The 21,955-nt window shown below is 63.5% G+C and carries 26 protein-coding genes, 2 tRNA genes, 1 other RNA gene and 1 pseudogene; 14 read left to right on the top strand and 16 right to left on the bottom strand.

Annotation, left to right across the window (positions count from 1 at the left end):
- Positions 1 to 18: 18 nt before the first annotated feature.
- From ABD928_RS14735 to tkt, 4 genes are all read right to left on the bottom strand, one after another.
- Positions 19 to 627, bottom strand: coding sequence for a TIGR02466 family protein (locus ABD928_RS14735; RefSeq protein WP_345169942.1), 609 nt, complete (start codon positions 625 to 627; stop codon positions 19 to 21).
- Positions 624 to 1,826: a phosphoglycerate kinase gene (locus ABD928_RS14730; RefSeq protein ID WP_345169940.1), complete on the bottom strand. Its 1,203-nt coding sequence runs from the start codon at positions 1,824 to 1,826 to the stop codon at positions 624 to 626. Before ABD928_RS14730 ends, ABD928_RS14735 begins: the two co-directional genes overlap by 4 nt.
- 116 nt (positions 1,827 to 1,942) lie before the next feature.
- Positions 1,943 to 2,950 carry a type I glyceraldehyde-3-phosphate dehydrogenase gene (gene gap / locus ABD928_RS14725; protein ID WP_187713894.1) on the bottom strand — a complete coding sequence of 336 codons (1,008 nt, stop codon included), beginning with the start codon at positions 2,948 to 2,950 and terminating at the stop codon, positions 1,943 to 1,945.
- Positions 2,947 to 4,935 carry a transketolase gene (gene tkt / locus ABD928_RS14720; protein ID WP_223276128.1) on the bottom strand — a complete coding sequence of 663 codons (1,989 nt, stop codon included), beginning with the start codon at positions 4,933 to 4,935 and terminating at the stop codon, positions 2,947 to 2,949. The genes gap and tkt overlap by 4 nt, the downstream gene beginning before the upstream one ends.
- Before the next feature lie 155 nt (positions 4,936 to 5,090).
- On the opposite strand from tkt, the gene ABD928_RS14715 reads away from it, so the two are divergent.
- The 6 genes from ABD928_RS14715 (at position 5,091) to ABD928_RS14695 (ending at position 7,678) form a co-directional block, all read left to right on the top strand.
- Positions 5,091 to 5,267: a hypothetical protein gene (locus tag ABD928_RS14715; protein ID WP_187713892.1), complete on the top strand. Its 177-nt coding sequence runs from the start codon at positions 5,091 to 5,093 to the stop codon at positions 5,265 to 5,267.
- Positions 5,267 to 5,590 carry a cell division protein ZapA gene (locus tag ABD928_RS14710; protein ID WP_187713891.1) on the top strand — a complete coding sequence of 108 codons (324 nt, stop codon included), beginning with the start codon at positions 5,267 to 5,269 and terminating at the stop codon, positions 5,588 to 5,590. Before ABD928_RS14715 ends, ABD928_RS14710 begins: the two co-directional genes overlap by 1 nt.
- A 12-nt stretch (positions 5,591 to 5,602) precedes the next feature.
- Positions 5,603 to 5,756, top strand: a non-coding RNA gene (gene ssrS / locus ABD928_RS15450) — 6S RNA.
- A complete protein-coding gene (locus tag ABD928_RS14705) occupies positions 5,746 to 6,330 on the top strand; it encodes a 5-formyltetrahydrofolate cyclo-ligase (RefSeq protein ID WP_345169935.1) in 585 nt (194 codons plus the stop codon). The genes ssrS and ABD928_RS14705 overlap by 11 nt, the downstream gene beginning before the upstream one ends.
- Complete coding sequence (locus tag ABD928_RS14700; protein ID WP_223276127.1) at positions 6,327 to 6,557, top strand: DUF2842 domain-containing protein; 231 nt, start codon at positions 6,327 to 6,329, stop codon at positions 6,555 to 6,557. The genes ABD928_RS14705 and ABD928_RS14700 overlap by 4 nt, the downstream gene beginning before the upstream one ends.
- A gap of 35 nt (positions 6,558 to 6,592) precedes the next feature.
- Positions 6,593 to 7,678, top strand: coding sequence for a cell wall hydrolase (locus ABD928_RS14695; RefSeq protein WP_345169932.1), 1,086 nt, complete (start codon positions 6,593 to 6,595; stop codon positions 7,676 to 7,678).
- Between the two features lie 19 nt (positions 7,679 to 7,697).
- Here the strand turns inward: ABD928_RS14695 and ABD928_RS14690 are convergent.
- The 6 genes and pseudogenes from ABD928_RS14690 to ABD928_RS14670 form a co-directional block, all read right to left on the bottom strand.
- Positions 7,698 to 7,774 (bottom strand) — tRNA-Asp (locus ABD928_RS14690).
- A gap of 20 nt (positions 7,775 to 7,794) precedes the next feature.
- Positions 7,795 to 9,006, bottom strand: a complete 1,212-nt coding sequence (locus ABD928_RS14685) for an AI-2E family transporter (RefSeq protein ID WP_345169930.1) — start codon at positions 9,004 to 9,006, stop codon at positions 7,795 to 7,797.
- A 55-nt stretch (positions 9,007 to 9,061) separates the two neighbouring features.
- Positions 9,062 to 9,146, bottom strand: a tRNA-Leu gene (locus ABD928_RS14680).
- 50 nt (positions 9,147 to 9,196) lie between these two features.
- Entirely contained in the window at positions 9,197 to 9,430 is a 234-nt protein-coding gene (locus tag ABD928_RS14675) for a hypothetical protein (RefSeq protein WP_345169928.1), read from the bottom strand.
- 43 nt (positions 9,431 to 9,473) lie between these two features.
- Positions 9,474 to 9,632 (bottom strand): annotated as a pseudogene (locus ABD928_RS15445) (DUF805 domain-containing protein); the annotation flags it as partial.
- Positions 9,633 to 9,674: 42 nt separating this feature from the next.
- Positions 9,675 to 11,183 (bottom strand): YifB family Mg chelatase-like AAA ATPase, encoded by a 1,509-nt coding sequence (locus ABD928_RS14670; RefSeq protein WP_187713886.1) that lies wholly within the window; start codon positions 11,181 to 11,183, stop codon positions 9,675 to 9,677.
- Positions 11,184 to 11,311: 128 nt separating this feature from the next.
- Between ABD928_RS14670 and ABD928_RS14665 the strand changes: the two genes are divergently transcribed.
- From ABD928_RS14665 to ABD928_RS14635, 7 genes are all read left to right on the top strand, one after another.
- Positions 11,312 to 11,662 (top strand): hypothetical protein, encoded by a 351-nt coding sequence (locus ABD928_RS14665; RefSeq protein ID WP_187713885.1) that lies wholly within the window; start codon positions 11,312 to 11,314, stop codon positions 11,660 to 11,662.
- An 88-nt stretch (positions 11,663 to 11,750) separates the two neighbouring features.
- The gene (gene rpmH / locus ABD928_RS14660; RefSeq protein WP_037504084.1) at positions 11,751 to 11,885 is read left to right on the top strand and encodes a 50S ribosomal protein L34; all 135 of its coding nucleotides are present in this window, start codon (positions 11,751 to 11,753) and stop codon (positions 11,883 to 11,885) included.
- 2 nt (positions 11,886 to 11,887) lie between these two features.
- Positions 11,888 to 12,208 carry a ribonuclease P protein component gene (gene rnpA, locus ABD928_RS14655; protein WP_345170221.1) on the top strand — a complete coding sequence of 107 codons (321 nt, stop codon included), beginning with the start codon at positions 11,888 to 11,890 and terminating at the stop codon, positions 12,206 to 12,208.
- Positions 12,205 to 12,417 carry a membrane protein insertion efficiency factor YidD gene (gene yidD / locus ABD928_RS14650; protein ID WP_345169926.1) on the top strand — a complete coding sequence of 71 codons (213 nt, stop codon included), beginning with the start codon at positions 12,205 to 12,207 and terminating at the stop codon, positions 12,415 to 12,417. Before rnpA ends, yidD begins: the two co-directional genes overlap by 4 nt.
- 13 nt (positions 12,418 to 12,430) lie before the next feature.
- The gene (gene yidC / locus ABD928_RS14645; RefSeq protein WP_187713884.1) at positions 12,431 to 14,137 is read left to right on the top strand and encodes a membrane protein insertase YidC; all 1,707 of its coding nucleotides are present in this window, start codon (positions 12,431 to 12,433) and stop codon (positions 14,135 to 14,137) included.
- 1 nt (position 14,138) lies between these two features.
- Positions 14,139 to 14,780: a ribosome biogenesis GTP-binding protein YihA/YsxC gene (yihA, locus tag ABD928_RS14640; RefSeq protein ID WP_345169923.1), complete on the top strand. Its 642-nt coding sequence runs from the start codon at positions 14,139 to 14,141 to the stop codon at positions 14,778 to 14,780.
- A 13-nt stretch (positions 14,781 to 14,793) separates the two neighbouring features.
- Positions 14,794 to 15,456 carry a glutathione S-transferase family protein gene (locus tag ABD928_RS14635; protein WP_223276670.1) on the top strand — a complete coding sequence of 221 codons (663 nt, stop codon included), beginning with the start codon at positions 14,794 to 14,796 and terminating at the stop codon, positions 15,454 to 15,456.
- On the opposite strand, the gene ABD928_RS14630 is transcribed toward ABD928_RS14635, so the two are convergent.
- Positions 15,453 to 15,920: a cupin domain-containing protein gene (locus ABD928_RS14630; protein WP_345169921.1), complete on the bottom strand. Its 468-nt coding sequence runs from the start codon at positions 15,918 to 15,920 to the stop codon at positions 15,453 to 15,455. The genes ABD928_RS14635 and ABD928_RS14630 overlap by 4 nt on opposite strands.
- Positions 15,921 to 15,947: 27 nt before the next feature.
- On the opposite strand from ABD928_RS14630, the gene dapE reads away from it, so the two are divergent.
- Positions 15,948 to 17,078, top strand: a complete 1,131-nt coding sequence (dapE, locus tag ABD928_RS14625) for a succinyl-diaminopimelate desuccinylase (protein ID WP_345169919.1) — start codon at positions 15,948 to 15,950, stop codon at positions 17,076 to 17,078.
- Here dapE and ABD928_RS14620 read toward each other — a convergent pair.
- The 5 genes from ABD928_RS14620 to ABD928_RS14600 form a co-directional block, all read right to left on the bottom strand.
- Positions 17,064 to 17,591: a PEPxxWA-CTERM sorting domain-containing protein gene (locus ABD928_RS14620; protein WP_345169916.1), complete on the bottom strand. Its 528-nt coding sequence runs from the start codon at positions 17,589 to 17,591 to the stop codon at positions 17,064 to 17,066. The genes dapE and ABD928_RS14620 overlap by 15 nt on opposite strands.
- 184 nt (positions 17,592 to 17,775) lie before the next feature.
- Complete coding sequence (locus ABD928_RS14615) at positions 17,776 to 19,455, bottom strand: putative bifunctional diguanylate cyclase/phosphodiesterase (RefSeq protein WP_345169914.1); 1,680 nt, start codon at positions 19,453 to 19,455, stop codon at positions 17,776 to 17,778.
- A gap of 85 nt (positions 19,456 to 19,540) precedes the next feature.
- Positions 19,541 to 20,080: a Smr/MutS family protein gene (locus ABD928_RS14610; RefSeq protein WP_187713879.1), complete on the bottom strand. Its 540-nt coding sequence runs from the start codon at positions 20,078 to 20,080 to the stop codon at positions 19,541 to 19,543.
- A complete protein-coding gene (mltA, locus tag ABD928_RS14605; RefSeq protein WP_345169912.1) occupies positions 20,058 to 21,038 on the bottom strand; it encodes a murein transglycosylase A in 981 nt (326 codons plus the stop codon). Before mltA ends, ABD928_RS14610 begins: the two co-directional genes overlap by 23 nt.
- A gap of 203 nt (positions 21,039 to 21,241) precedes the next feature.
- Entirely contained in the window at positions 21,242 to 21,895 is a 654-nt protein-coding gene (locus ABD928_RS14600; RefSeq protein WP_345169909.1) for a Tim44/TimA family putative adaptor protein, read from the bottom strand.
- Between the last annotated feature and the right edge of the window lie 60 nt (positions 21,896 to 21,955).

Genomic DNA, 21,955 nt, shown 5'->3' with positions numbered 1-21,955 from the left:
TGTCATCCCCATTCTTCGTTAGCGCCGCGCTAGTGCCGCGCGGATGTTCATTGCAACGGAAATCCGGTTTCCCTCCCCGAACCAGGGCTCCACACTGTGGAGCAGCCAGGCCGGAAACAGGACCATCAGCCCGCTCTTCGGTTCGATTTCGGTGCGGACATCAGGCCCGCTATCCCGAAAGCGCAAGCCCGGCGCATGCATCCTCAAGGCCGGCATGCGCGGATCGTGAAGGACGAGCTGCCCGCCCTCTCCTTCGCCCGCGCGAACGTAGTATACGCAGGACCAGTAACTACCGCCGTGAACGTGCGGCATGTTGAAGGCTCCGGACGTGTTCACGTTCGCCCAGATGTCGATGGTCCACTGCGGAGGCGGACGATCGGGACGATGGCCCGTGTGAGCGCTGGCCACGGCGGACGCATGATCGAGCAGGCGCCGCCCGGCGGTACCCGACCAGCGCGGGAAGTCGCGCTTCGACTGCCAACCCCCGCGATTTGACAGCTTCAGTCCGGAATCCCGCTTGTGCTGTTCGAGAATGAGCGGTTCCAGCTCACGATTGAGCGCTTCTGCATCGCCGACTTCATCGACGATGACCGGCGTCGGAAAGAAATGCAGAAGCTTGGCGCTCATTGCTCCAGCGCGGCCACGCCGGGGAGGGTTCGGCCCTCCATCCATTCGAGGAACGCACCGCCTGCGGTCGAGACGAAGGTGAAATCCTGCGTCACGCCGGCATGATTGAGCGCGGCCACCGTGTCGCCGCCTCCCGCGACGGACACCAGGGCACCGTCCTTGGTGAGCGCCGCCGCGGTCTTGGCGAGAGCGACTGTTGCGGTGTCGAACGGCGGCGTTTCGAATGCTCCAAGCGGGCCGTTCCAAACCAATGTGCGGCAGGTCTTGAGAGCGTCCGCGAGAGCTTCCACCGCCGCCGGTCCGACGTCGAGGATCATCTCGTCGGCCTGGACCTCGTGCACGTTGCATGTGCGCAGGCTCGGCGGGTTCCGGGCGAACTCCTTCGCGACAACCACATCGTATGGAAGATGGATCGTGCAGCCGGCCTCGTCGGCGCGATCAAATATCGCATTGGCCTCGCCGGTCAGATCATGCTCGCAAAGCGACTTGCCGACATCGACGCCGCGTGCGGCAAGGAAGGTGTTGGCCATGCCTCCGCCGATGATCAAATGATCGACCTTGCCGACAAGGTGGCCGAGCACCGCAAGCTTCGTCGAGACCTTGGCTCCACCGACAACAGCCGCGACCGGTCGCTCAGGCGAGCCAAGCGCCTGCTGCAGGGCCTTGAGTTCGGCCTCCATCGCCCGTCCAGCAAAGCTCGGCAGGAGGTGCGCCACCCCCTCGGTAGAGGCATGCGCACGATGGGCGGCAGAGAACGCATCGTTGACGTAATAGTCTCCAAGGGCCGCCATGCCCTTGGCCAGCTCCGGATCGTTCTTCTCTTCGCCCGCGTGAAACCGGGTATTCTCCAGGATGCCGATATTGCCGGGCAGCATCGTAGAAATCGCGCGCTGCGCTTCCGGTCCCTGACAATCCTCGATGAAGCGGACCGAACGCCCGGTTAGCTCCCACAGCGGCTTCACCAGCAGTGCCGTCGACATGTCGGGCCGGTTCTGACCCTTCGGACGCCCGAAGTGCGACAGAAGCAGGACGATTGCGCCCCGATCCGACAGCTCGGCGATCGTCGGAACGACAGCACGGAGGCGCGTGTCATCGCTGACCGAGCCATCCTGCATGGGTACGTTCAGGTCGACGCGCACCAGAACGCGCTTGCCATTCAGGTTTTCAGGAAGATCGTCGAGGGTCTTGAAAGCGCTCATGAATCAGCCCGAATGTTCCCAATGTTCACACTGACGAGCCTAGTTTCCGGGCTTTGGGGCCCATCGCACCGCTCATCAATCAGCCATAGTTCGATCCTACGCCTGTAGGACAGTCCTTAGCCGAGCTTGGCCATCGCCGTGGCGGTGTCGACCATGCGGTTCGAGAAGCCCCACTCGTTATCGTACCAGCTGACAACGCGGACGAGCTTGCCTTCGAGAACGGCCGTTTCGAGACTGTCGACGGTCGAGCTTGCCGAATTGTGGTTGAGGTCGATCGAGACGAGCGGCTCGTCGGTGTAGGCGAGGATGCCCTTGAGGCGGCCGCTCTCGCTGGCGGCCTTGAGCGCGCCGTTGACCTCTTCAAGCGTCGTGTCGCGCTTCGGCGTGAAGGTCAGGTCGACAAGGCTGACGTTCGGCACCGGAACGCGGACCGCGGAGCCGTCGAGCTTGCCCTTCAGTTCCGGAAGTACCTCGCCCACCGCACGGGCCGCGCCGGTGGTCGTCGGGATGATCGACATCGCCGCAGCGCGCGCGCGACGCAGGTCCGAGTGGATCTGGTCGAGAATCTTCTGGTCGTTGGTGTAAGCGTGGATCGTCGTCATCAGGCCGCGCTCGATGCCAATCGTGTCGTTCATGACCTTGGCGACCGGCGCGAGGCAGTTGGTCGTGCAGGAGGCGTTGGAGACGATCTTGTGCTCAGGCGTGAGCTTGTCGTCGTTGACGCCATAGACGACGGTCAGGTCGGCGCCCTTCGCCGGAGCCGAGATGAGAACGCGCTTGGCGCCCGCCGCGAGATGCTTTTCGCCGCCTGCGCGGTCGGTGAAGAAGCCGGTGCACTCCAACGCAATATCGACGCCGTTGGCGGCGTGCGGAAGGTTCGCCGGGTCGCGCTCGGCGGTGACGTGAATACGCTTGCCGTTGACGATGATGTCGTTGCCATCGGTCGTGACTTCGCCCGGGAAGACGCCGTGAACGCTGTCGCGCTTGAACAGCCAGGCGTTGGCCTTCGCATCGGCGAGGTCGTTGATGGCGACCAGCTCGAGACCGCTATCGGGGCGTTCCAGGATCGCGCGAGCCACCAGGCGCCCGATGCGTCCGAATCCGTTGATTGCAACTTTCGTCATTGGATGCCTCTTTGATTCATGTGGTTGAGCACCCTTGTGGCGATTGCCTCTGGGGTTAGCCCGAAGAATTCGTATGCGTCCTTCGCCGGAGCCGAGACGCCGAAGCGGTCAATGCCGATGCGCAAGCCGTGAAGACCAGTGTAGCGCTCCCAGCCGAAGGTCGTGCCCGCCTCGATCGAGACGCGGAGGATTTCGCGATTGGAAACGTCCGGCAGAATGTCCTCGCGATACTCGGCGGTCTGCGCGTCGAAAAGCTCGGTGGACGGCATGGAGACCACATCGGTGCCGATGCCCTGCCCTTCAAGACGTTCCGCGGTGTCCAGAGCGATCTCGACCTCGGAGCCGGTGGCGATGATGATGACCTTGCGGGCATTGCCGGCCGCCTTGAGACGATAGGCGCCGCGCGCGCAGAGATTGCCCTCGACGGCTACGGTACGGACCGGACGCAGGTTCTGGCGGGTCAGAGCGAGGACGCTCGGCTCCTTGGTCTCCAGCGCCAGCGCCCAGCATTCGGCAGTCTCGACCGCATCAGCGGGTCGAAAGACGTTCAGGCCCGGCATCGCGCGCAAGCTCTGGAGGTGCTCGATCGGCTGGTGGGTCGGGCCGTCCTCGCCAAGGCCAATGCTATCGTGGGTCATCACGTAAATGACCTTGGCCTGCTGCAGCGCCGAGAGGCGGATCGCCGGGCGGGCGTAGTCGGTGAACACAAGGAAGGTGCCGCCGTATGGGATCACGCCGCCATGCAGCGCCATGCCGTTCATTGCCGCGGCCATGCCAAACTCGCGGATGCCGTAGTAGATGTAGCGGCCGCCGTAATTGTCGGCGGTAAGCGGCTCGAGCGCCTTGGTCTTGGTGTTGTTGGAGCCGGTGAGGTCGGCGGACCCGCCGATCGTCGCGGTGACCACCGGATTGATCGCTTCGAGCGCCATTTCCGACGCCTTGCGGGTGGCGACCGTCGGCGGGTTGGCGATCAAGCTGTCGACATAGGGCTTGAGCCAACTGTCGTCGGCCTTGTTGGCCGTGCGGCTGACGAACTCGTCCTTCCTGCCACTCGCTCCGAGGCGCTTTTCCCACTCTGCCTTGGCCGATGCACCCTTTCGTCCGGCCTCACGCCACGTGCTGAGCACGTCCTCGGGAACTTCGAATGCCGGAAGTTCCCAATCCAGCTCCACACGCGCTGCAGCGACCTCGTCCTTGCCGAGCGCCGATCCGTGCGTTGCGGCCGTGCCCTGTTTGTGCGGAGCGCCGAAGCCGATGATCGTCTTGCAGCGGATCAGCGATGGACGCGGGTCGGCTTTGGCTTCGTCGATGGCGCGCGACACGTCGTCGGCATCGAGACCATCACACTCGGTGGTGTGCCATCCCGCGGCCTGATGCCGCGCGACGACGTCCTCGTTCCTTGAGAGCTCCGTCGAGCCGTCGATGGTAATCTCATTGTCATCCCACAGAACGATCAGGCGGCCGAGCTTGAGGTGGCCGGCGAGACCCGTCGCCTCGTGGTTGACGCCTTCCATCAGGCAGCCGTCGCCGGCGATCACGTAGGTCCAGTGATCGACGAGCTCGTCGCCGTAGACGGCATTGAGATGACGCTCGGCGATCGCCGACCCGACGGCCATCGCGACGCCCTGCCCAAGCGGACCCGTGGTGACCTCGACTCCGGGAAGCTCGAAGTTCTCCGGATGCCCGGCGGTAGGGCTGTGCAGCTGGCGGAAGTGCTCGATGTCCTCGATCGTCGGCCGCGCGTAACCGGTCAGGTACAGCAGCGCGTAGATCAGCATCGAGCCATGGCCGGCCGAGAGGATGAAGCGATCGCGGTCCGGCCAGTGCGGATCGGACGCGTCGAACTTCAGATGGCGTGTGAAGAGCGCGGTGGCCGCATCCGCCATGCCCATCGGCATGCCCGGATGACCGCTGTTCGCAGCTTCGACCGCGTCCATCGCCAAGGCTCGAATGGCATTGGCAAGTCGGCGTTGAGTCGGCTGCAAATCGCGCTCCATCCATGGGGTCGGCCCGCGCTCGGGATTCGGCGTGCCGGATTGCGGTGGCCCTTGGCGGGTGAGCGGTGAACCGTCAACCTCGGCGGCCTCAAGCCGGCCACTCGTGACTTGCCGGAATCGCGGTTCTTGCGTAGCGGAAATGGATGGAAGAGAGCCGCCTCAATACCGCACTGGATCGTGTCGAGCGCGCACTGGCCAGGATCGAGCAGTCCGTCCCCAAGTTGAGTCGTCCCACTGGAAAGGACGACGCGCTTCGGGCGCGAGTCCGCGAGGCCGTCGCTGAGCTCGACCAGATCATTCGCTTGGCGGAGGACGCCTGATGGCAGAGATCGACGTCTTCATCGCGGGTCGAAGCTACCGTGTCGCCTGCCGCGACGGCGAAGAAGACTCGCTTCGCAAGGCGGCGTCGCTGGTGGACGCCAAGAGCCGTGAGGCGCTGTCCGGGCTGGGCACCTTGTCCGAGGCACGCCAGCTTCTCTTCGCTTCGCTCCTCCTGGCGGACGACATGATCGATGAGGGGAAGGTCGCTGCGCCGCCTCCGGCTCCAGCGATCGATCCGGCGCTTGCCGAACGCGCCGAGCGGGTTGCGGACCGGCTCGAATCGCTCGCAGCGGCACTTGAGAACGAAGCGGCAAGCGCCTAGATTTGGTCTTGACGGGTACTGCCCGGTACGAAGCCACGAAAATCCCTGAGGCGATTAAATATCCTAGGGGACTGTCCCTGTCCGGATCCTGGTCCGGTGCACATGGTTCCCACCTGACGTTTGTGGCGTCAGAGGATTTCCGGCAAACGGCCACGGTGGTCCCGTCACTTCCCTTCGACCTGTCGAAAGATGTTCTGCGCAAATCCTCCCTGGAGGCACGCAAGGCGTTCGTTCGGACACTGGACGATGGGCACCGCGCGATTCTCGAACAGAAGCTTGCCGAGCATCTGACCTCGCTCTGCGCCAATGCCGCCGTTGTCGCCGGCTATTCGCCGATGGGAAGCGAGATCAGCCCGATGCTGGCAATCGAGGAAGCGCGCGCGGTGGGCCGCATCGTCGCTTTCCCAGCCTTTTCCGATCCCGCAAAGCCTTTCCGGTTCCTCTCCGGAGACCCCGTGGAGCCGGGACCGTTCGGCTTCCTGCAGCCGAAGCGACGTGCGCCGGTTGTGGAGCCGGACCTGATCCTGGTGCCGCTGATCGCGATCGATGGTCGTGGGACCCGCCTGGGTCGCGGCAAGGGCCATTATGACCGCGCTCTCGGCCACCTGAAGAAAACGGGTGCGAAGCTTATTGGCGTCGGATGGGCCATGCAGCGCCTGGAAGCAGCCATTCCCTCCGATCCATGGGACATCCCCCTCCACGGCTTCGCCAGCCCGGATGGCGTCGAGGAATTCGCGTGACTGAACCGAGTTGGCGGAGAGGTGCAGGAATCGCCGCGATCCTGCTTCTGATCCTCTTCTGGGCGATCCTCGTTGCAAGCCTCTCGAGTTTCGTCGGACGCTGGCCGATCCTGCTCCAATCGCTCTTCTACCTGGTCATGGGAATCGCTTGGATCGCGCCTTTGCGGCCGCTGATCCGCTGGTCGCAAACGGGGCATTGGCGGGCGAATCCGAAGCCGCGCAATTGAATCGAGCGTGTTATTTCACTATATCACTCGCTCCCGTGACACAGACGATCGCCTTGCAGGCCGCGCGCTTCTTGCGCGAGCGACCCTACGAAGTGGTGATGGCCGGCGCCGTCGCCCTTGCCGGCGTCATCGCGCTCGCCGGCTCGGCGGGTTCGACGCCGTCTTTGTCAGGCCTGCCCTCCGCGTCTGATCCGAAAGCCCTTCCTGCTCCGCCTCCCCTGCTCGTCCGGCAATTGCCCGTCGAGCAAGCGGAAGCGATCAACCAGGGGATTGCGATCGACACGGGACCGAACCCTGCCGCCAAAGCCTTCTCGCTCGGCTCCGCTGACTCTGCGGCGCGGGGCAGAGCGCTCGAATGCCTGACCAGCGCTGTCTATTACGAGGCGGGCCAGGAAAGCCTCGATGGACAGCGCGCCGTCGCTCAGGTCGTTCTTAACAGGGTTCGCCATCCGGCCTTCCCCGCGAACGTCTGCGGCGTCGTGTATGAAGGTTCGACGCGCGCGACCGGCTGCCAGTTCACCTTTACCTGCGACGGCTCGCTGATGCGCGGGCCGGAGCTTGGTGCATGGAACCGCGCCAAGGCCGTCGCCGAGGCGGCACTGAACGGCTACGTCTATAAGCCCGTCGGCAACGCCACCCACTACCATGCGAATTACGTCGTCCCTTACTGGGCGCCGACCCTGACCAAGAACGCAATCGTTGGGGCACACATCTTCTATCGTTGGGCTGGCGGATGGGGTCGTCCGGCCGCCTTCGTACAGTCCTATGCGCGCAGCGAGCCGAATGTCGGCGCATTGCGGTCGGCGGCTATCCTTGCCGAACAGCGCGATATTGCGACACGCGGGCAGGCTGGAGATGTCGGCAAGGCGATCGCCGAGATACCGGGCGCCGAGACGATCAAGCTCGCCCCGTCGATGCGCGGCGACAAGCGCGTTGCGGTTCGCTTCAACCTGACCGCCCGCAAGGCGTCGGACGAGGTGAAGCACAAGGAGTATGTCGAGGAAGTGAAGGCTTCGGACAATTTGCGCTGGTCGCTGAACGGCGGCATGGCTGCGGTGGACGACAAGCCGCTCGGCGTCGCCAGCGCCACGGCCGGAAGCGCCAGCGGCTCGCCGCAATAAGCAATCCAGATTTCAGGAATGGCGCGAGTGACGGGGCTCGAACCCGCGACCTCCGGCGTGACAGGCCGGCGCTCTAACCAACTGAGCTACACCCGCGTTTTTGGCGTGGCGGCGAACTAGGTGGCACCCTGCGGGGTGTCAACATCGGCTGAGTCTTTTTCTTCTTCCTCATCGCCGACATGCGTCAGCGTGCCGTGTTCGAACAGGAAGCCCGCGATGTCAGGCGTTCCGGCGGCCGAGAAAATCGTCTTCATGATGATCAGCAACGGGACGGCAAGCAGCGCACCCGTCGTCCCCCAAACCCAGGACCAGAAGCTCAGCGCGATCAGGATCGCCAGCGGGCTGATGGTCAATCTCTTGCCGACGATCATCGGCGTGATGAAATTGGCTTCCACCATGTGCAGGCCGACGAAGATCAGAGGTGGAAGCATCGCCGTCCACACATCCGAGAAGATCATCAATCCGCCGAGGAACAGCAGCAACGCCGACACGATCGGGCCGAGGTAAGGGATGTAGTTCAGCACCGCGACGATGCCGCCCCACATGATCGGGGAATCCATGCCCAGCTGCCACAGGATCAATGCCGTCAGCGCGCCTAGGGTCACGTTGATGAGGGTGATGGTGCCGATGTAGATCGAGGTGGCGTCGACGACCTGCTGGATCACTCGCGCCGTGGTCAGCGCGCCCTCAAAGCTGCCGCGGCTGACGATCGTCTTCTTCCGCATCGACGTCCAGCCGGCGAGAAAAAAGAAGATCACCAACAGCGAGAAGAAGAGCTGGATGAGGACATGCGGTGCGGACGTGGCGAGGAGGCCCCCGAGCGAGTTGGGCGTCTCCAGCGTGACGGTCCGTCCGCCACGATCTGGAAAGACGGTGATCTGCGAGAAAATTCGGTCAACGAACTTGTCGAACGCCTTGTAGAGGTCGAGCACCGGATCCAGCTCTGCCTTCACCCTCGGGATACGTTCCGGCACCAACGCAACCCAGTCGATGGCCGGAAGGACGATCGAGCCGATCGCAAAGACGGCGATCAGGATGAAGAAGATGATGCAAAGCCCGGCGGCCAGGCGTGACGGCACCCCGCGCCGCTCGAACCATTCCAGCATCGGTACAAGCGTGATGGCGACGACCAGCGCGGCCGTGACGGGCATGAAGAACTCTGCGCCCGCCCTCAATGCGAATGGCAATGCAAGCAGGCTGCCGATGCCCGCGATCAGCGCAATCGATGCAAGCAGCCGATCTCGCTTTGCACTGCTTTCAATCAATGCGTGCGGAATCTCCGGCGGTGGCGGCGGAGCGGCCTTCGCTTTCGTTGTCCGAGCATCCATGGGCTGACGATATCCGCGATAAGCCTTGCTCGCCAGCGGCTTGCGAAGGAATTCGTGGTGCCCCTGGTCCGACTCGAACGGACACTCCGGTTAGGAACTCGATTTTGAGTCGAGCGCGTCTACCATTCCGCCACAGGGGCCCCGAAGCGCCTAGCTAGCGACGGCTTGCCTCCAGGACAACCGATGGTTGTCAGCTGGCGAAGGAAAAGGCTGTCGGCGCCGCGCCGTATCGGTTGGGAACGGTCGTGCCCCTCTTCATGAACAGGGTCAACAGGTGCGCGAACGCGAGCAGGACGACTCCGAGGACGCCGAGGGCGACGATCTGCGGCAGAATGCCCCGGAACGCGAATGCCAGCGGCAGAAGCAGCAGGAGCAGGCAGGGAACGACAAGTTCGCGGCCAGACTTGCAGGCGGCGAACGGCAACGGCGATTTGTGGAACGATCAGCAAGAGACCGACGAGGCCGGAGAGGATCCCGCGCATCCCAAGCAACGCCCCGACTATGCCGGCCACGGCGTTGGCAACGATCACGAACGCGAAGAAGAGCCAGAACTCCTCTCGCGACGCCCGTCCCGAAAAGTCCGCATATTTCTTGAGCGTCTGACGCGCTGATTCAAACAGTCTCATTTGGCCCCCGTTGCCGCCGTTAGACATTGTTATTGTTAAATATCAATTACGTGGCACCTGCCTTCGGTAGCTCAAGGCCTCCGCGACATGGATCCGGCCGACACTCTGTGACTCCGCGAGGTCCGCGACCGTGCGCGCGACGCGGAGGACCCGGTGGAATCCGCGCGCCGAGAGCCGCATCGCCGCCGCCGCATCCGCTAAGAGCTTGCGTCCGGGCTCGTCCGGTGTCGCAAACCTCTCGAGAACCTCGCCGTCGGCCTCCGCGTTAGTACGTACTCCTGAGCCGTTGTAGCGGTCGGCCTGCAGCTGGCGGGCAGCCGCCACTCGGCCCGCGACCTCCGCGCTTCCTTCCGCTGGCGGCGGCAAGGTCAGGTCGGCTGCCGAAACCCCTTGCACGTCCACATGCAGATCGATGCGGTCGAGCAGCGGCCCCGATACGCGCGCCTGGTAATCCGCAGCACACCTGGGCGCCCGGCTGCAGGCAAGGGCCGGGTCTCCCAGATGGCCGCACCGGCAGGGGTTCATCGCCGCGACAAGCTGCACACGCGCCGGGAAGGTGACGTGCGTATTCGCTCGCGCAACGCTGACATTGCCGGTCTCGAGAGGCTGCCGAAGCGAATCCAGAACGCCGCGCTGGAATTCCGGCAGTTCGTCGAGGAACAGGACGCCAAGGTGAGCAAGGCTGATCTCTCCCGGTCGAACGCGAAGTCCACCGCCGACCAACGCGGGCATAGATGCCGAGTGGTGCGGTGCGCGGAATGGCCGGCGCCTGGTCATCCGCCCGCCTTCCAGTTCCCCAGCGACAGATGCGACCATCGACACTTCGAGCGCTTCGGCGGATTGAAGGGGCGGCAGGATGCCGGGAAGGCAAGCCGCAAGAAGCGACTTCCCGGCGCCCGGAGGACCGCTCATCAGCAGGTTATGGCCGCCGGCCGCGGCAATCTCGAGCGCGCGCTTGGCGACTTCCTGACCCTTGACCTGCTTAAGGTCGGGACCGGACGCATGTTCGACCGCTTCGCCCGGCTGCGGCGGAAGGAGCACTGACGACCCCTTTAGATGAGATAGCAATGCCAACAGGTCCGGCGCCGCGATCACCTCGACGTTCCCGGCCCACGCAGCTTCCGCGCCTTGCTCGGCCGGGCAGATCAGGCCCTTGTCCTCTGACGACGCCTGGATTGCGGCCAGGAGAACTCCGGGAGACGATGCGATCCGCCCATCGAGCTTCAATTCGCCAACGATGACGTAATGAGACAAAGCCTCGGCGTCCGCGGCACCGATTGCAGCCAAGAGGCAGAGCGCGATGGGCAGGTCGAAGTGCGACCCTTCCTTCGGCAAGTCCGCCGGCGAAAGGTTCACGGTAATCCGCTTGGGCGGGAGCGCGAGGCCGATCGATGCAAGCGCGGCATGAACGCGCTCGCGGCTTTCCGCGACCGCCTTGTCCGGTAATCCGACGATGGTGAAACGGGGCAATCCGGCGGAGAGCTGGACCTGGACTTCGACCGGCCGGGCTTCGAGCCCGAGATACGCAACCGTGGCGACGGTGGCCGTCATGCGGCACCGCCAAGGGACAACATTGCGCTACGCAGACACCCCCCTAACTCGGCGCCGACTTGCTAGCCCGCACCTGAGCCACACCGCAAGTCCTTGCGAGAGAAGGCGACTGGCCCCACATCGTCGGGATGATAACGAAGGACCAGTGGCGAAAATTCATCGACAACCCGATTGTCGAATGGACGATCTTCGTGGTCGGCCTGCTGCTTTTGTTCGTGGTTGCACCACTGGTCGGTGCAGTCCCCGGACCCGGCGGCGTCATCGTTGCCGGCATCGGCCTGGCCATGGTCCTAAAGACCAGCATGTGGGCCAAGCGCCGCTACGCCCGTTTCAAGAAGTGGGAACCGACGGTTCTCGGCAAGCAGGTGAAGCCGGGGAACTGGACGGACTTTGCACTGCGCAGGCGGAGCGCGCGCCGGCGTAAGGAAGTCGAAAAGGCCCGTCAGGCAAGTTTGCCCGAAGAGGGCCAGCCGAATTGACTTTGCAGCGGCCCTCCCTTATCGGCCCGCTGCAACAGCGGCTGCCGGAATGGCGGCCCTTTTCATTTAGATTTTGAGAGAATGAGCGATGAAGCGCACCTTCCAGCCGAGCAACCTCGTCCGCAAGCGCCGTCACGGCTTTCGGTCGCGGATGGCGACCGTCGGCGGACGCAAGGTGTTGAATGCTCGCCGCGCCCGCGGCCGCAAGAAGCTCAGCGCCTAACAATCCTCCGCAAACGCTCGGATTTTCTCGCTGCGAACGCCGGTCGGCGCGCGGCGATGCCGGGCTTTGTGCTGCTCGTTCGCGATCGCAAGGACGGCGACCCTGTAAAGCGCGTGGGCTTCACCGTCAGCAAGAAGGTCGGCGGGGCGGTTATCCGCAACCGGATGAAGCGCCGTTTCCGCGAGCTTGCGCGCGAGATCATTCCGTCGAGCGGACATGCCGGCGCAGACCATGTGATGATTGGCCGCTCAAGCGGGATCGAGCGTGAATTCAATGCCTTGCGCAGCGACCTGTCGAAGGCGCTCGAAAAGGCGCGGCCGTGATTGCCAAGGGCATGATCCTGATCGCGAAGGCTTGGCAGAAAGGCCCCTCGCGCGTCTTGCCCCCAAGCTGCCGCTACCAGCCTAGCTGTTCGGCCTATGCGATCACTGCACTTCAACGCTATGGGGCGGCGCGCGGTGGATGGCTCGCTTTCAAGCGGATCATGCGCTGTCACCCCTGGGGCGGCCAAGGCCCCGACCCTGTACCCTGATCGAGGATCCTAAGTGAACGAGAGCAAGAACCTGATCCTCGCGGTCGTACTGAGCGCGCTCGTGCTGCTCGGATGGAGCTTTCTGTCCGACAGGTTCGTCCCGGCGAATCCTCCGCCAAAGGTCGAGAAAGGCAAGGTTCAGGCGGCCAATCAGCCCTCGCAACCCAGCAACACGCCGGTCGCAGGTACGCCGTCACAATTGCGCGATCGCAGCGCGGTGATCGCGGAAGCGCCGCGCGTGCAGATCGAAACGCCATCGCTGCGCGGCTCGATCAACCTCAAGGGAGCACGGATCGACGATCTGTGGATGCTGAAGCACCACGTTTCCTACAAGAAGGACTCGTCTCCGGTGGCGCTGCTTTCCCCGCAGGGGACCCATGCCGCATCCTTCGTCGGGTTCAGCTGGAACGGGCCGGACACGCCCAATGCCGACACGCTGTGGAAGGCAAGCTCGCCCGTCCTGACGCCGGACAAGCCAGTCACGTTGAGCTGGGTCAGCCCCACGGGCGTTACCTACGAGCTCAAGATCTCGATCGACGACCTCTACCTCTTTACGGTCGATCAACGGGTCACCAATGGCTCTACGCAGCCGATCCAGGTCCAGCCCTACAGCTTCTCCAGCCGGGCAGGCCGTTCCGCCGACGTGTCGTCGTGGACGGTTCACGTCGGACCCATGACCGTCCGCGACGGCAAGGCGGACTACGAGGCCGACTGGAAGACGATCCGCGAGGCCGGGCCCAGCGGCCTGAAGTATGACGCATCCAAGGGCTGGATCGGGTTTACCGACAAATATTGGCTGACGGCGCTGGCTCCGGAAGGGACAACGCAGGACTCGTTCCGCTATTCCAACACCGGCGCCTACCAGGCGGACAGCGTCGGACCCGCCGCAATTGTCGCTCCCGGTCAATCGAGCAACTTCAAGACCTCGGTCTTTGCCGGAGCGAAGGAAAAGACCACGCTCGACCGCTACGAGGCCGCGGGCGTCCCGAAGGTTTCCAAGGCGATCGACTGGGGCTGGTTCGAATGGTTCATGCGGCCGATCTTCGACCTGCTGAACTGGCTGTTCCAAATCACCGGCAACTTCGGCGTGGCGATCATTCTCCTGACGGTAATCGTCCGCGCGCTGATGTTCCCGATTGCGCAGAAGCAGTTCCAGTCGATGGCGGCGATGCGCAAGCTGCAGCCGAAGATGAAGGCGCTCCAGGAGCGCTACAAGGAAGACAAGCCGCGTCTTCAGCAAGAGATGATGAAGCTGTACCAGCAGGAGAAGATCAATCCTGCGGCGGGTTGCCTTCCGATCCTGCTCCAGATTCCGGTCTTCTACGCGCTCTACAAGGTGCTGATGGTCAGCGTCGAAATGCGGCACCAGCCGTTCGTGCTGTGGATTCAGGATCTGTCGGCTCCGGACCCGTTGACGCCGGTGAATCTGTTCGGCCTGCTCGATTTCACGCCGCCGCACTTCCTGGCGATTGGCGTGCTTCCGATCTTGCTTGGCGTGACGATGTGGATCCAGTTCAAGCTGAACCCCGCCCCGGTCGACCCGACGCAGCAGCAGATCTTCGCGATCATGCCGTGGGTGATGATGTTCGTGATGGCGCCGTTTGCGAGCGGCCTGCAACTCTACTGGGTCACCAGCAACATCCTGACGATCCTGCAACAGTGGTGGCTGTACAAGAGATACGGCCTCCACTTCTCCGACACGCATCCGGCGACAACCTGACGTGTCGGAGGAGCAGGACGAGCATAGCGAACGCGCGCGCAAGCTGTTTGCGGGGCCCGTCGAGTTCCTGAAGTCGGCGCCGGGCCTCAAGTTCCTGCCTGACCCGGACTATCCGGAGATCGCGTTCGCGGGCCGGTCGAACGTCGGGAAAAGCTCGTTGCTCAACGCCTTGACGAACCGGAAGGGTTTGGCGCGGACGTCGAATACGCCGGGCCGCACGCAGGAGCTGAACTTCTTCGATGTCGGCCAACCTCCGCAAATCCGCTTGGTGGACATGCCCGGCTACGGGTTTGCGGAAGCCCCAAAGGACCTGGTGAAGCGCTGGCGATTCCTGGTGAACGACTTCCTGCGCGGCCGCGCAGTCCTCCGCCGCGCGATCGTGCTGATCGATTCGAGGCACGGGATCAAACCGGTCGATCTCGAGATCATGGAGATGCTCGACGGTGCGGCAGTCAATTACCAGCTTGTCCTGACGAAGGCCGACAAGGTGAAGGCGACTGATCTCGCCGAAACGCTAGAGCGGACGAAGGTTGAGGCCGCCAAGCATGCCGCCGCACACCCGCAACTCATCGTGACATCGAGCGAAACCGGGTCCGGTATCGCCGAGCTGCGGACCGCAATCCTTGAAGCCGCGACATCCTGAGGGGATAGCCTTGCTGAAGATCATCATCGGTAATCGCGCCTATTCGAGCTGGTCGATGCGCGGCTGGCTGGCGGTGAAGCAGACGGGCGAGGAGTTCGAAGAGCTGGTCGTGCCGATGTTCGACGAGGATTGGGAAAAGCGTCGCGAGGGCGACGAGTTCGCGCCTTCGCTCGGCAAGGTGCCGATCCTTTGGGACGGCGACTGCGTCGTTTGGGACAGTCTTGCCATCGTCGAATTTCTCGCCGACCGCTTCGGCAAGGAGCTCTACTGGCCGGACGATGAGACCGCCTGCGGCATGGCGCGGTCGATGGCGGCCGAAATGCACTCGAGCTTTGCGAACCTCCGCCGCGAGCTTCCGATGAACGTCCGCAAGACCTTCCCGTTCAAGCCGTTGCCCGAAGGAGTCCGGGGCGAGATCGAACGCATCCTGACCCTTTGGGCGCAGGCCCGCGCGCGCTTTGGCGGCGGAGGCGATTTCCTGTTCGGCCGCTGGTGCGCCGTCGACATGATGTACGCACCGGTTGTGACACGTTTCATCACTTATTCGGTGCCGCTACCTCCGTTCGCCGAGCTCTACATGAAAGCGGTCCTCTCCCACCCTCACGTCGGTGAATGGATCGACAAGGCGCAGGACGAGCCTTGGGTCATCGAGCATTACGAACAGGAACCCGCCTAGGCCGGACGCTTCGTATCCGGATAGGGCATGCCGTCCTTGTGGGCGTAGGTGCCTTCGGGCGTGAAGATCAGGTCAATGTCGGAATAGCCGCCGCCAGTGTTGGTGCCGCCTCCGAACGCGAGGAAGCTGCAGTCTTCGCCGCTTTCGTTGATCAAATGGTGGCCGATCCCGGTTCCCTTAGGCCAGGCCGCGAGGTCCCCAGCACGGAGCTTCGTCCGCCCCTCGTTCTCGACGAGAACGGCCTCGCCCGAAAGCATGACGACGAACTCGTCCTCGCCATTGTGCCAGTGACGCTGGCTCGACCAAGCACCGGGCTTGAGAGTCACGTGGCTCACGCCGAAGTCGGTCAGGCCCGTTGCTGGGGCAAGGCGTCGATACCAGCGGCCCGCAAGCTCCTTGTCGAACGGCGGCGGATAGCCCGTGCGATTGACCTGCTCGATGGATTCAAGGTCGATCTTGGGCATGCCTCGCTCCTTTGCTACGCCAGCGAAATGTCAGTCGATCCAATCGCGCTTGCGCGGGACCTAATCAACTGCGCAAGCGTGACCCCGGCGCGCGGCGAAGTCTTCGACGTACTGGAAGGGGCTTTGACGCCGCTCGGATTCACCGTTCATCGTTTCACGCTTGGAGAGCCGCCCGACGGCCCGACCGAGAACATGGTTGCCATACGCGGCGGCGGCGGCCCACACTTCGGTTTTGCCGGGCACCTCGACGTCGTTCCTCCGGGCGATGGCTGGGCCACCGATCCGTTCGAAACCGTCATCGATAATGGCGTGATGACCGGCCGCGGCGCTGCCGATATGAAATGCGCCATTGCGGCCTTCGTCGCTGCCGTCTCCCGCACCGATGCAGCAGGCGGGACCATTTCCCTGCTCATCACCGGCGACGAGGAAGGGTATGCGACGTACGGGACGCCGCGGATCATCGATTGGCTGAAGGAATGGTCGATCAAGCCCGACATGATCCTGATCGGCGAGCCGACTTCGGTCGATCGTCTTGGCGATACGGTCAAGATCGGGCGGCGCGGATCGGTCAACATGTGGATCGACGTGCCCGGCACCCAGGGACACGTTGCCTATCCGCACCGTGCCGACAATCCGATTCCGAAGCTGGCGCGGGTCGTGGCGGCGCTCGATGCAATCCACCTCGACGATGGCACTGACGCCTTCCCGCCATCCAATCTGGAATTCACGGCGATCAGCACCCCGACGCAGGCGAGCAACGTCATCCCGGCGACAGGGACTGCCCAGCTCAACATCCGCTTCAACAACATGCAGCGCGGGGAGGCTCTGGTGCGGATGGTCGAAGAGATCGCGGAACGCGAAGCCCCAGGCTCGGCCGTTCGAGCACGTATCTCCGGCGAGGCTTTCCTAACCCCGCCCGGCCAACTCTACGACGTGATCGTCGCTGCGATCGAGGAAGAGACCGGCATCACGCCGGAACTGTCGACCTCGGGAGGCACGTCCGACGGGCGCTTCCTGATCGAGCTGTGCCCGGTCGTCGATTTCGGACTTCCGAACGCGACGATGCACAAGCTCAACGAAAGCGCAGCCGTGGACGACGTTTACCAGCTATCGCGCATATACCAACGCGCGCTGGAGAAGGTGCTAGGCCAGGCCTAGCGCGCGGACGCGAGACCTCCGGGCCGCAAAACCGATTGCCCCGAAGCCGATCAGCATCATCATCCACGTTGCAGGCTCCGGCACGGCAGTGTCGATGCGCGTGAACGTGATCCCGAACAGGCCCTGGTTATTCCAGACCGAAGTCGAGTTATTCGAGCCCACCGAGGCGTAATTCGTGCCGCCGGCACCGTAGATCGGGACGTTGATGTAAAGCCGATCCAGGGACGCGCTGAAATCATTGTCCGCATGGAAGACGGCAGAGGTGATGACGCCGTTCTGCACGGTGAAGCTGTTCTCGAACTGAGAAAACCACAGCCTCGCATCCACGGGGACGGAGGCGCCCGCATTCGGTGAAAAGCTGTCGATGAAGACCGACTGCGCGCTGGACGTTGCATTGTCGGTGAGTCCGACGATCCGCCCGGTGACCGTCCCGGAGACGGCGCCAGTTCCCATGACGTTGGGATCGGTCAGGTCGGATCCAAACGTGAAGATGAAGTCCGTGGCACTCGCCACCGTACCGCTCAAAGCAAGACAAGCGGCAGCCACCGCTTTCAGAAAAGCGCCCTTCATGGACACCCCTTTCCCCCGTTAACCCGGCGATAAGATTAACATAAATTTAGATTGTGGGTACCCGCGCGTGCCGCAACGCACGCCAACGTGGCATTCAGGCAACAGCGGTGTGCGGAGAGCGGGGTGGTCAGGCGACCGAGCGCGACGGAGCGGCATCGCGTGTCCACGCCAGATATTCGGTTTCGAACATCGGCTCAGCGAACACGTAACCCTGGATGGTGTGGCAACCCATGGCACGCAATATGTCGGCCTGGGCGGATGTCTCCACGGCCTCGGCGACAATCTCGCATTCGACGCCCTGGATCAGTTGCATAACGGCCTGAACCATCACCCTCGCCTTGTCGGACTCCTCGATGTCGACGATCAACGACGGGTCCAACTTGACGCGGTCCAGTGGAAGCTTCTGCAAGCGGGCAAAGTTCGAATAACCCGTTCCGAAGTCGTCAATCGCGATGCGCACGCCATCCTCGCGGAGCGACGCGATTTCCGCAACGACGGTATCGCTTGCGCGCATCGCCGCTGTTTCGGTGAACTCGAGTTCGACCAACGAAAGCGGAACGTGGTTCTCGGCGAAGGCTTGGCGCAAGCGGTCGAAAAAGTCTGCGCGGTCGAGCTGCCGCGGACTGACATTGAACGCGACCCTGCGATCGAAACCCTCACGGTGCCAACTGCCGAGCGTTGCGGCGACTTCGCCGATAACCCAGTCGCCTATCTCGGAAATCAGGCCAGTGCTCTCCGCAATCGGAATGAACAATCCCGGCAGGCACAGGCCATCGCGCGGGTGATTCCAACGCAAGAGCGCCTCGGTACCGACGAGCTCGCCGGTCACCAGGCTAAGCTGCGGCTGATAAGCCAGCACGAACTCGCCGCGCTGGACAGCCTCCGTGAGCGCCTTTTCCATATCGATCTTGCGCTGATGTTCGGCGGCGAGCTCGTCATCGAACAGGCAGTGCTGCCCCCCGCCGAGCGCCTTTGCACGGTACATGGCAATGTCCGCCGCTCGCATGAGGGATTCGACGGTCGTCCCGTGATCGGGGTTGAGCGCGACGCCGATCGAAGCGCCGATGTCGACGCTATGGCCGTAAAGCTCAAACGGCTCCGAGATCGCCACGACGATGCGCCGTGCAATTCGTTCGACATCCGCAGTCGACGCAATGTCGGGAAAGAACAAGGTGAACTCGTCGCCGGCAAGACGCGCCAGCAGCGGTCTCTTGCAAGCCGTCTCGGCAATTTCGGCAGTGACCACCACGCGCAGGCGATTGGCCACCATGATCAGGAGTTGGTCGCCGCGAGCGTGACCAAGGCTGTCATTGACCATCTTGAAGCGATCGAGGTCCACGAACAGCATTGCGCAGCTTTTGTCCGGACCGACGTCACAAAGCAGCTTGTCCGCCTCGGAGCGGAAATGAAGCCGGTTCGGCAGCGACGTCACCGGATCATACATGCCGAGCGCCTGGGCGTTCTCGATCGAGGATCGCACCTCCGCGAAAAGGGTATCCACGGCTGCGGCAAGCTTCGGCATGTTGCGACGAACGATTGCCGGCGGCGGTGAAATCAGGTCGCCGCCTTCAACGGCCAGCAGGCGATCCCCCAAGGCGGTTAGCGCGCGAGCACTTTCGCTGTTGGGACGCTCCGACGCGATGTAACAGATCAGCAAGCAGAAGGCGCCGGCGACGACCGACGCGACGATCTGGTCGTTGAAGTTGGTGATGTAGAGGAAGGCGCACAGCGAAAATATGAAGGAGGCGAACCCCGCCGCGCCCGAAAGCAGGGCGTTGCTGAACTTCTGAGCCGAGCCTGCCTTCATGAAGATGGTCGCGTGCCTCGAGACGGCCGATTGCCGTTCAGCGAGTCCTAAACGGGCACGGTTAAAAAAGTGTGCAGTGAACGAGTTACCGTTTTCGAAGGACGAGATAGAGGCTGCCGCCTCCGCCGTGACGCCGATGAGCCCCACGAACGGCCGCAATTCTCCCTGCGTGACGCGATGCCGCGAGCCAGTCGTGGACTGCCGCCCGAATCCGTCCGCGAGCGACCGGCGGTTCACCTGGGCGATGGTGCCCAGTTATTAACAAAAGGACGCGATCGCCGGCAGCCTCGGCACGTTCCAACGCCACGTCGATCGCGCTCCAGGCCTGGTCCAGATTGAGGCCGTGAAGGTCGACAATCCGGTCGGGTTGAACCGATCCGGAGCGCAGCTTGCGATCCCATGTTCCGTCGAGTGTCCTACCGGGCTGCGGCGGCTGAGGGGACCGGTTCTCCCGGGCTGGCGGCTTCAGCTTGGTCGTGGCGATGGGTGTCATCCCCTCCACGGCGCTCGGCAGCTCTTCTATTTGGGTAGAGGACGACTTGAGCGGCTCGCGCGATAGCGGTCGGATCGTGGCGGTGACACGAGCCCAAAGCTCGGCCTCATCAGGGCTGAGCGGTCGCGCCATTCACGGTGCCCTTTGGCACCAGGACCCAGGCGACGCCGTTGGCGGACATGCCGCCGGCGATGCGCGTGGCGTCCTCTCCCGCGCCCCAGAATGTATCGAAGCGATTGGCCCCCTTGATGGCACCGCCGGTATCCTGCGCGACCCAGAAACCGTAAGCCTCCGGCCGATCCATCGCTAGAAACACCGGAGCGCCGAGCGGGACGAACCTGGGGTCGGCCGCCACCGTCGCCTTGGGCGAGACGGGAACGTTCATGGCGCCCAATGGCCCCGGTCCCGTCAACTCCCGAAAGAAGATGTAGGACAGATTCTCGCGCATGAGCTGGCGGCCCTGATCGGGGTTCGCGCGCATCCAGTCCTTGATCGCCTGCATGTTGGCCCCGCCCGGTGGCAAGATGCCGCGCTCGCGGAGGAGACGCCCGATGGCCACATAATCACGGCCGTTCTGGTTCGCATAGCCGAGCCGCATGACTGTCCCGTCAGGGAAACGGACGCGGCCTGATCCCTGAATTTCTAGGAAAAACAGGTCGACGTTGTCGGCCGCCCAGGCAAGGATCGGTGCGCGGTCGGCAATCGCTCCGTCCTCAATTTCGGGCCGCGTGAAATAGAGAACGCAGGTGCCTGTCTCGTCGACTCGGCCGCGTCCGGTCTGGCCATCCAGGCGAGTGCAGCGTGTCAGGTCCCGCGGTATACCATGGATGGGAACGTAGCCGGGCAGCGGCGACCGCGATCCGGCGATTTCCGGCTCGTAATAGCCGGTTGCGAAGGCCTTGCCGCCGCCGACCGAGATCCAGTCAAAGCGATCGCGGAAGAACGCGCCGGCGGCTTCCGGCGCAACTGCGCTCGCTTCAGTGCAAACCGCGGCCCAGGCAGCACCTGACGTCAGGCCAGATTGATCCTGACGGCGTAGAAGCGCCGGACAGCTCGCTCGGAAAGCCTTGAAAGCCCGGCTCGCGTCCATCTGTGTGACAAATTGCGGCGCGGCCGCCAGACTGATGCCCGCTGCAATGGCGTTAGCAGGCGGCGGCGGGGCAAGCGGCGCGGGCGGAGGAACGGGCCTTGGGACGGGCGCTGGTGCAGGCTGCGTTGGAGCCGGGACTGGCCGCGTCGCGCAAGCTGACAGGAAGATGAAAGTCGCGAGCGCAACCGCTCTTGCGGCGCGGGTCACTCTTCCTCGTCGGTCTCGATCAGAAGCCAGTTGGGATCGCGAGAACCGATCTTCCGACGGAAAGTCCACAGGTCGCGGGTCTGCACCGCGTCGCTGAGCGAGCCGGCGACAACTTCGCCATCCTTGTTGCGAGTGACCGCCGCAATGTCGGCTTCGAACCGAACCGTGACAACCGCAAGATCGTGATCGGCCGATGCCTCGGTGATGAGGGTCTGCTCAACGTTGACTAGCCTGTTGTCGAGGACGAGTCCGTCCTTCTCACGCTGCTCGATGGCAGACGAAAACGTCTCGTAAACATGGTCGTCGACATAGGGGCGCAGCGCATTCGCATCGCCCTTCCAGAAGGCTCCGAGCACGATCTGGTAGGCGGACTTCGCGCCCTCGAGGAACTTCGCGACGTCGAATGTCTGATCAGCCGCGAGCAAGGCGCGCACGCCCGGCCCCGCGGTTGGCAGATAGGCAAGGTCGCCAGCATCGGTCGACGACGGCTGCAGGACCGAGGGCTGGGTCACCCGCGGCTCGACCATAGCCTCAGGATCGGCAGGCTTCAGAATCGGCTGCTGCTCATGTCCCGTGCGCTCACCCAGCACACTGTAGAGCCGCAGACCGATGAACAATGCCACCAGAGCCAGGATGATGATCACAGTCAAAGCTTCGAGTCCGATCCTTCAAATCTTAGCACGAACATAGTGCGCGAAACCTTTCAATTC

Source organism: Sphingomonas daechungensis, assembly GCF_039543105.1.
GTDB classification, from domain to species: Bacteria; Pseudomonadota; Alphaproteobacteria; order Sphingomonadales; family Sphingomonadaceae; genus Sphingomicrobium; species Sphingomicrobium daechungense.
This window is presented reverse-complemented; position numbering and strand designations above follow the sequence as displayed.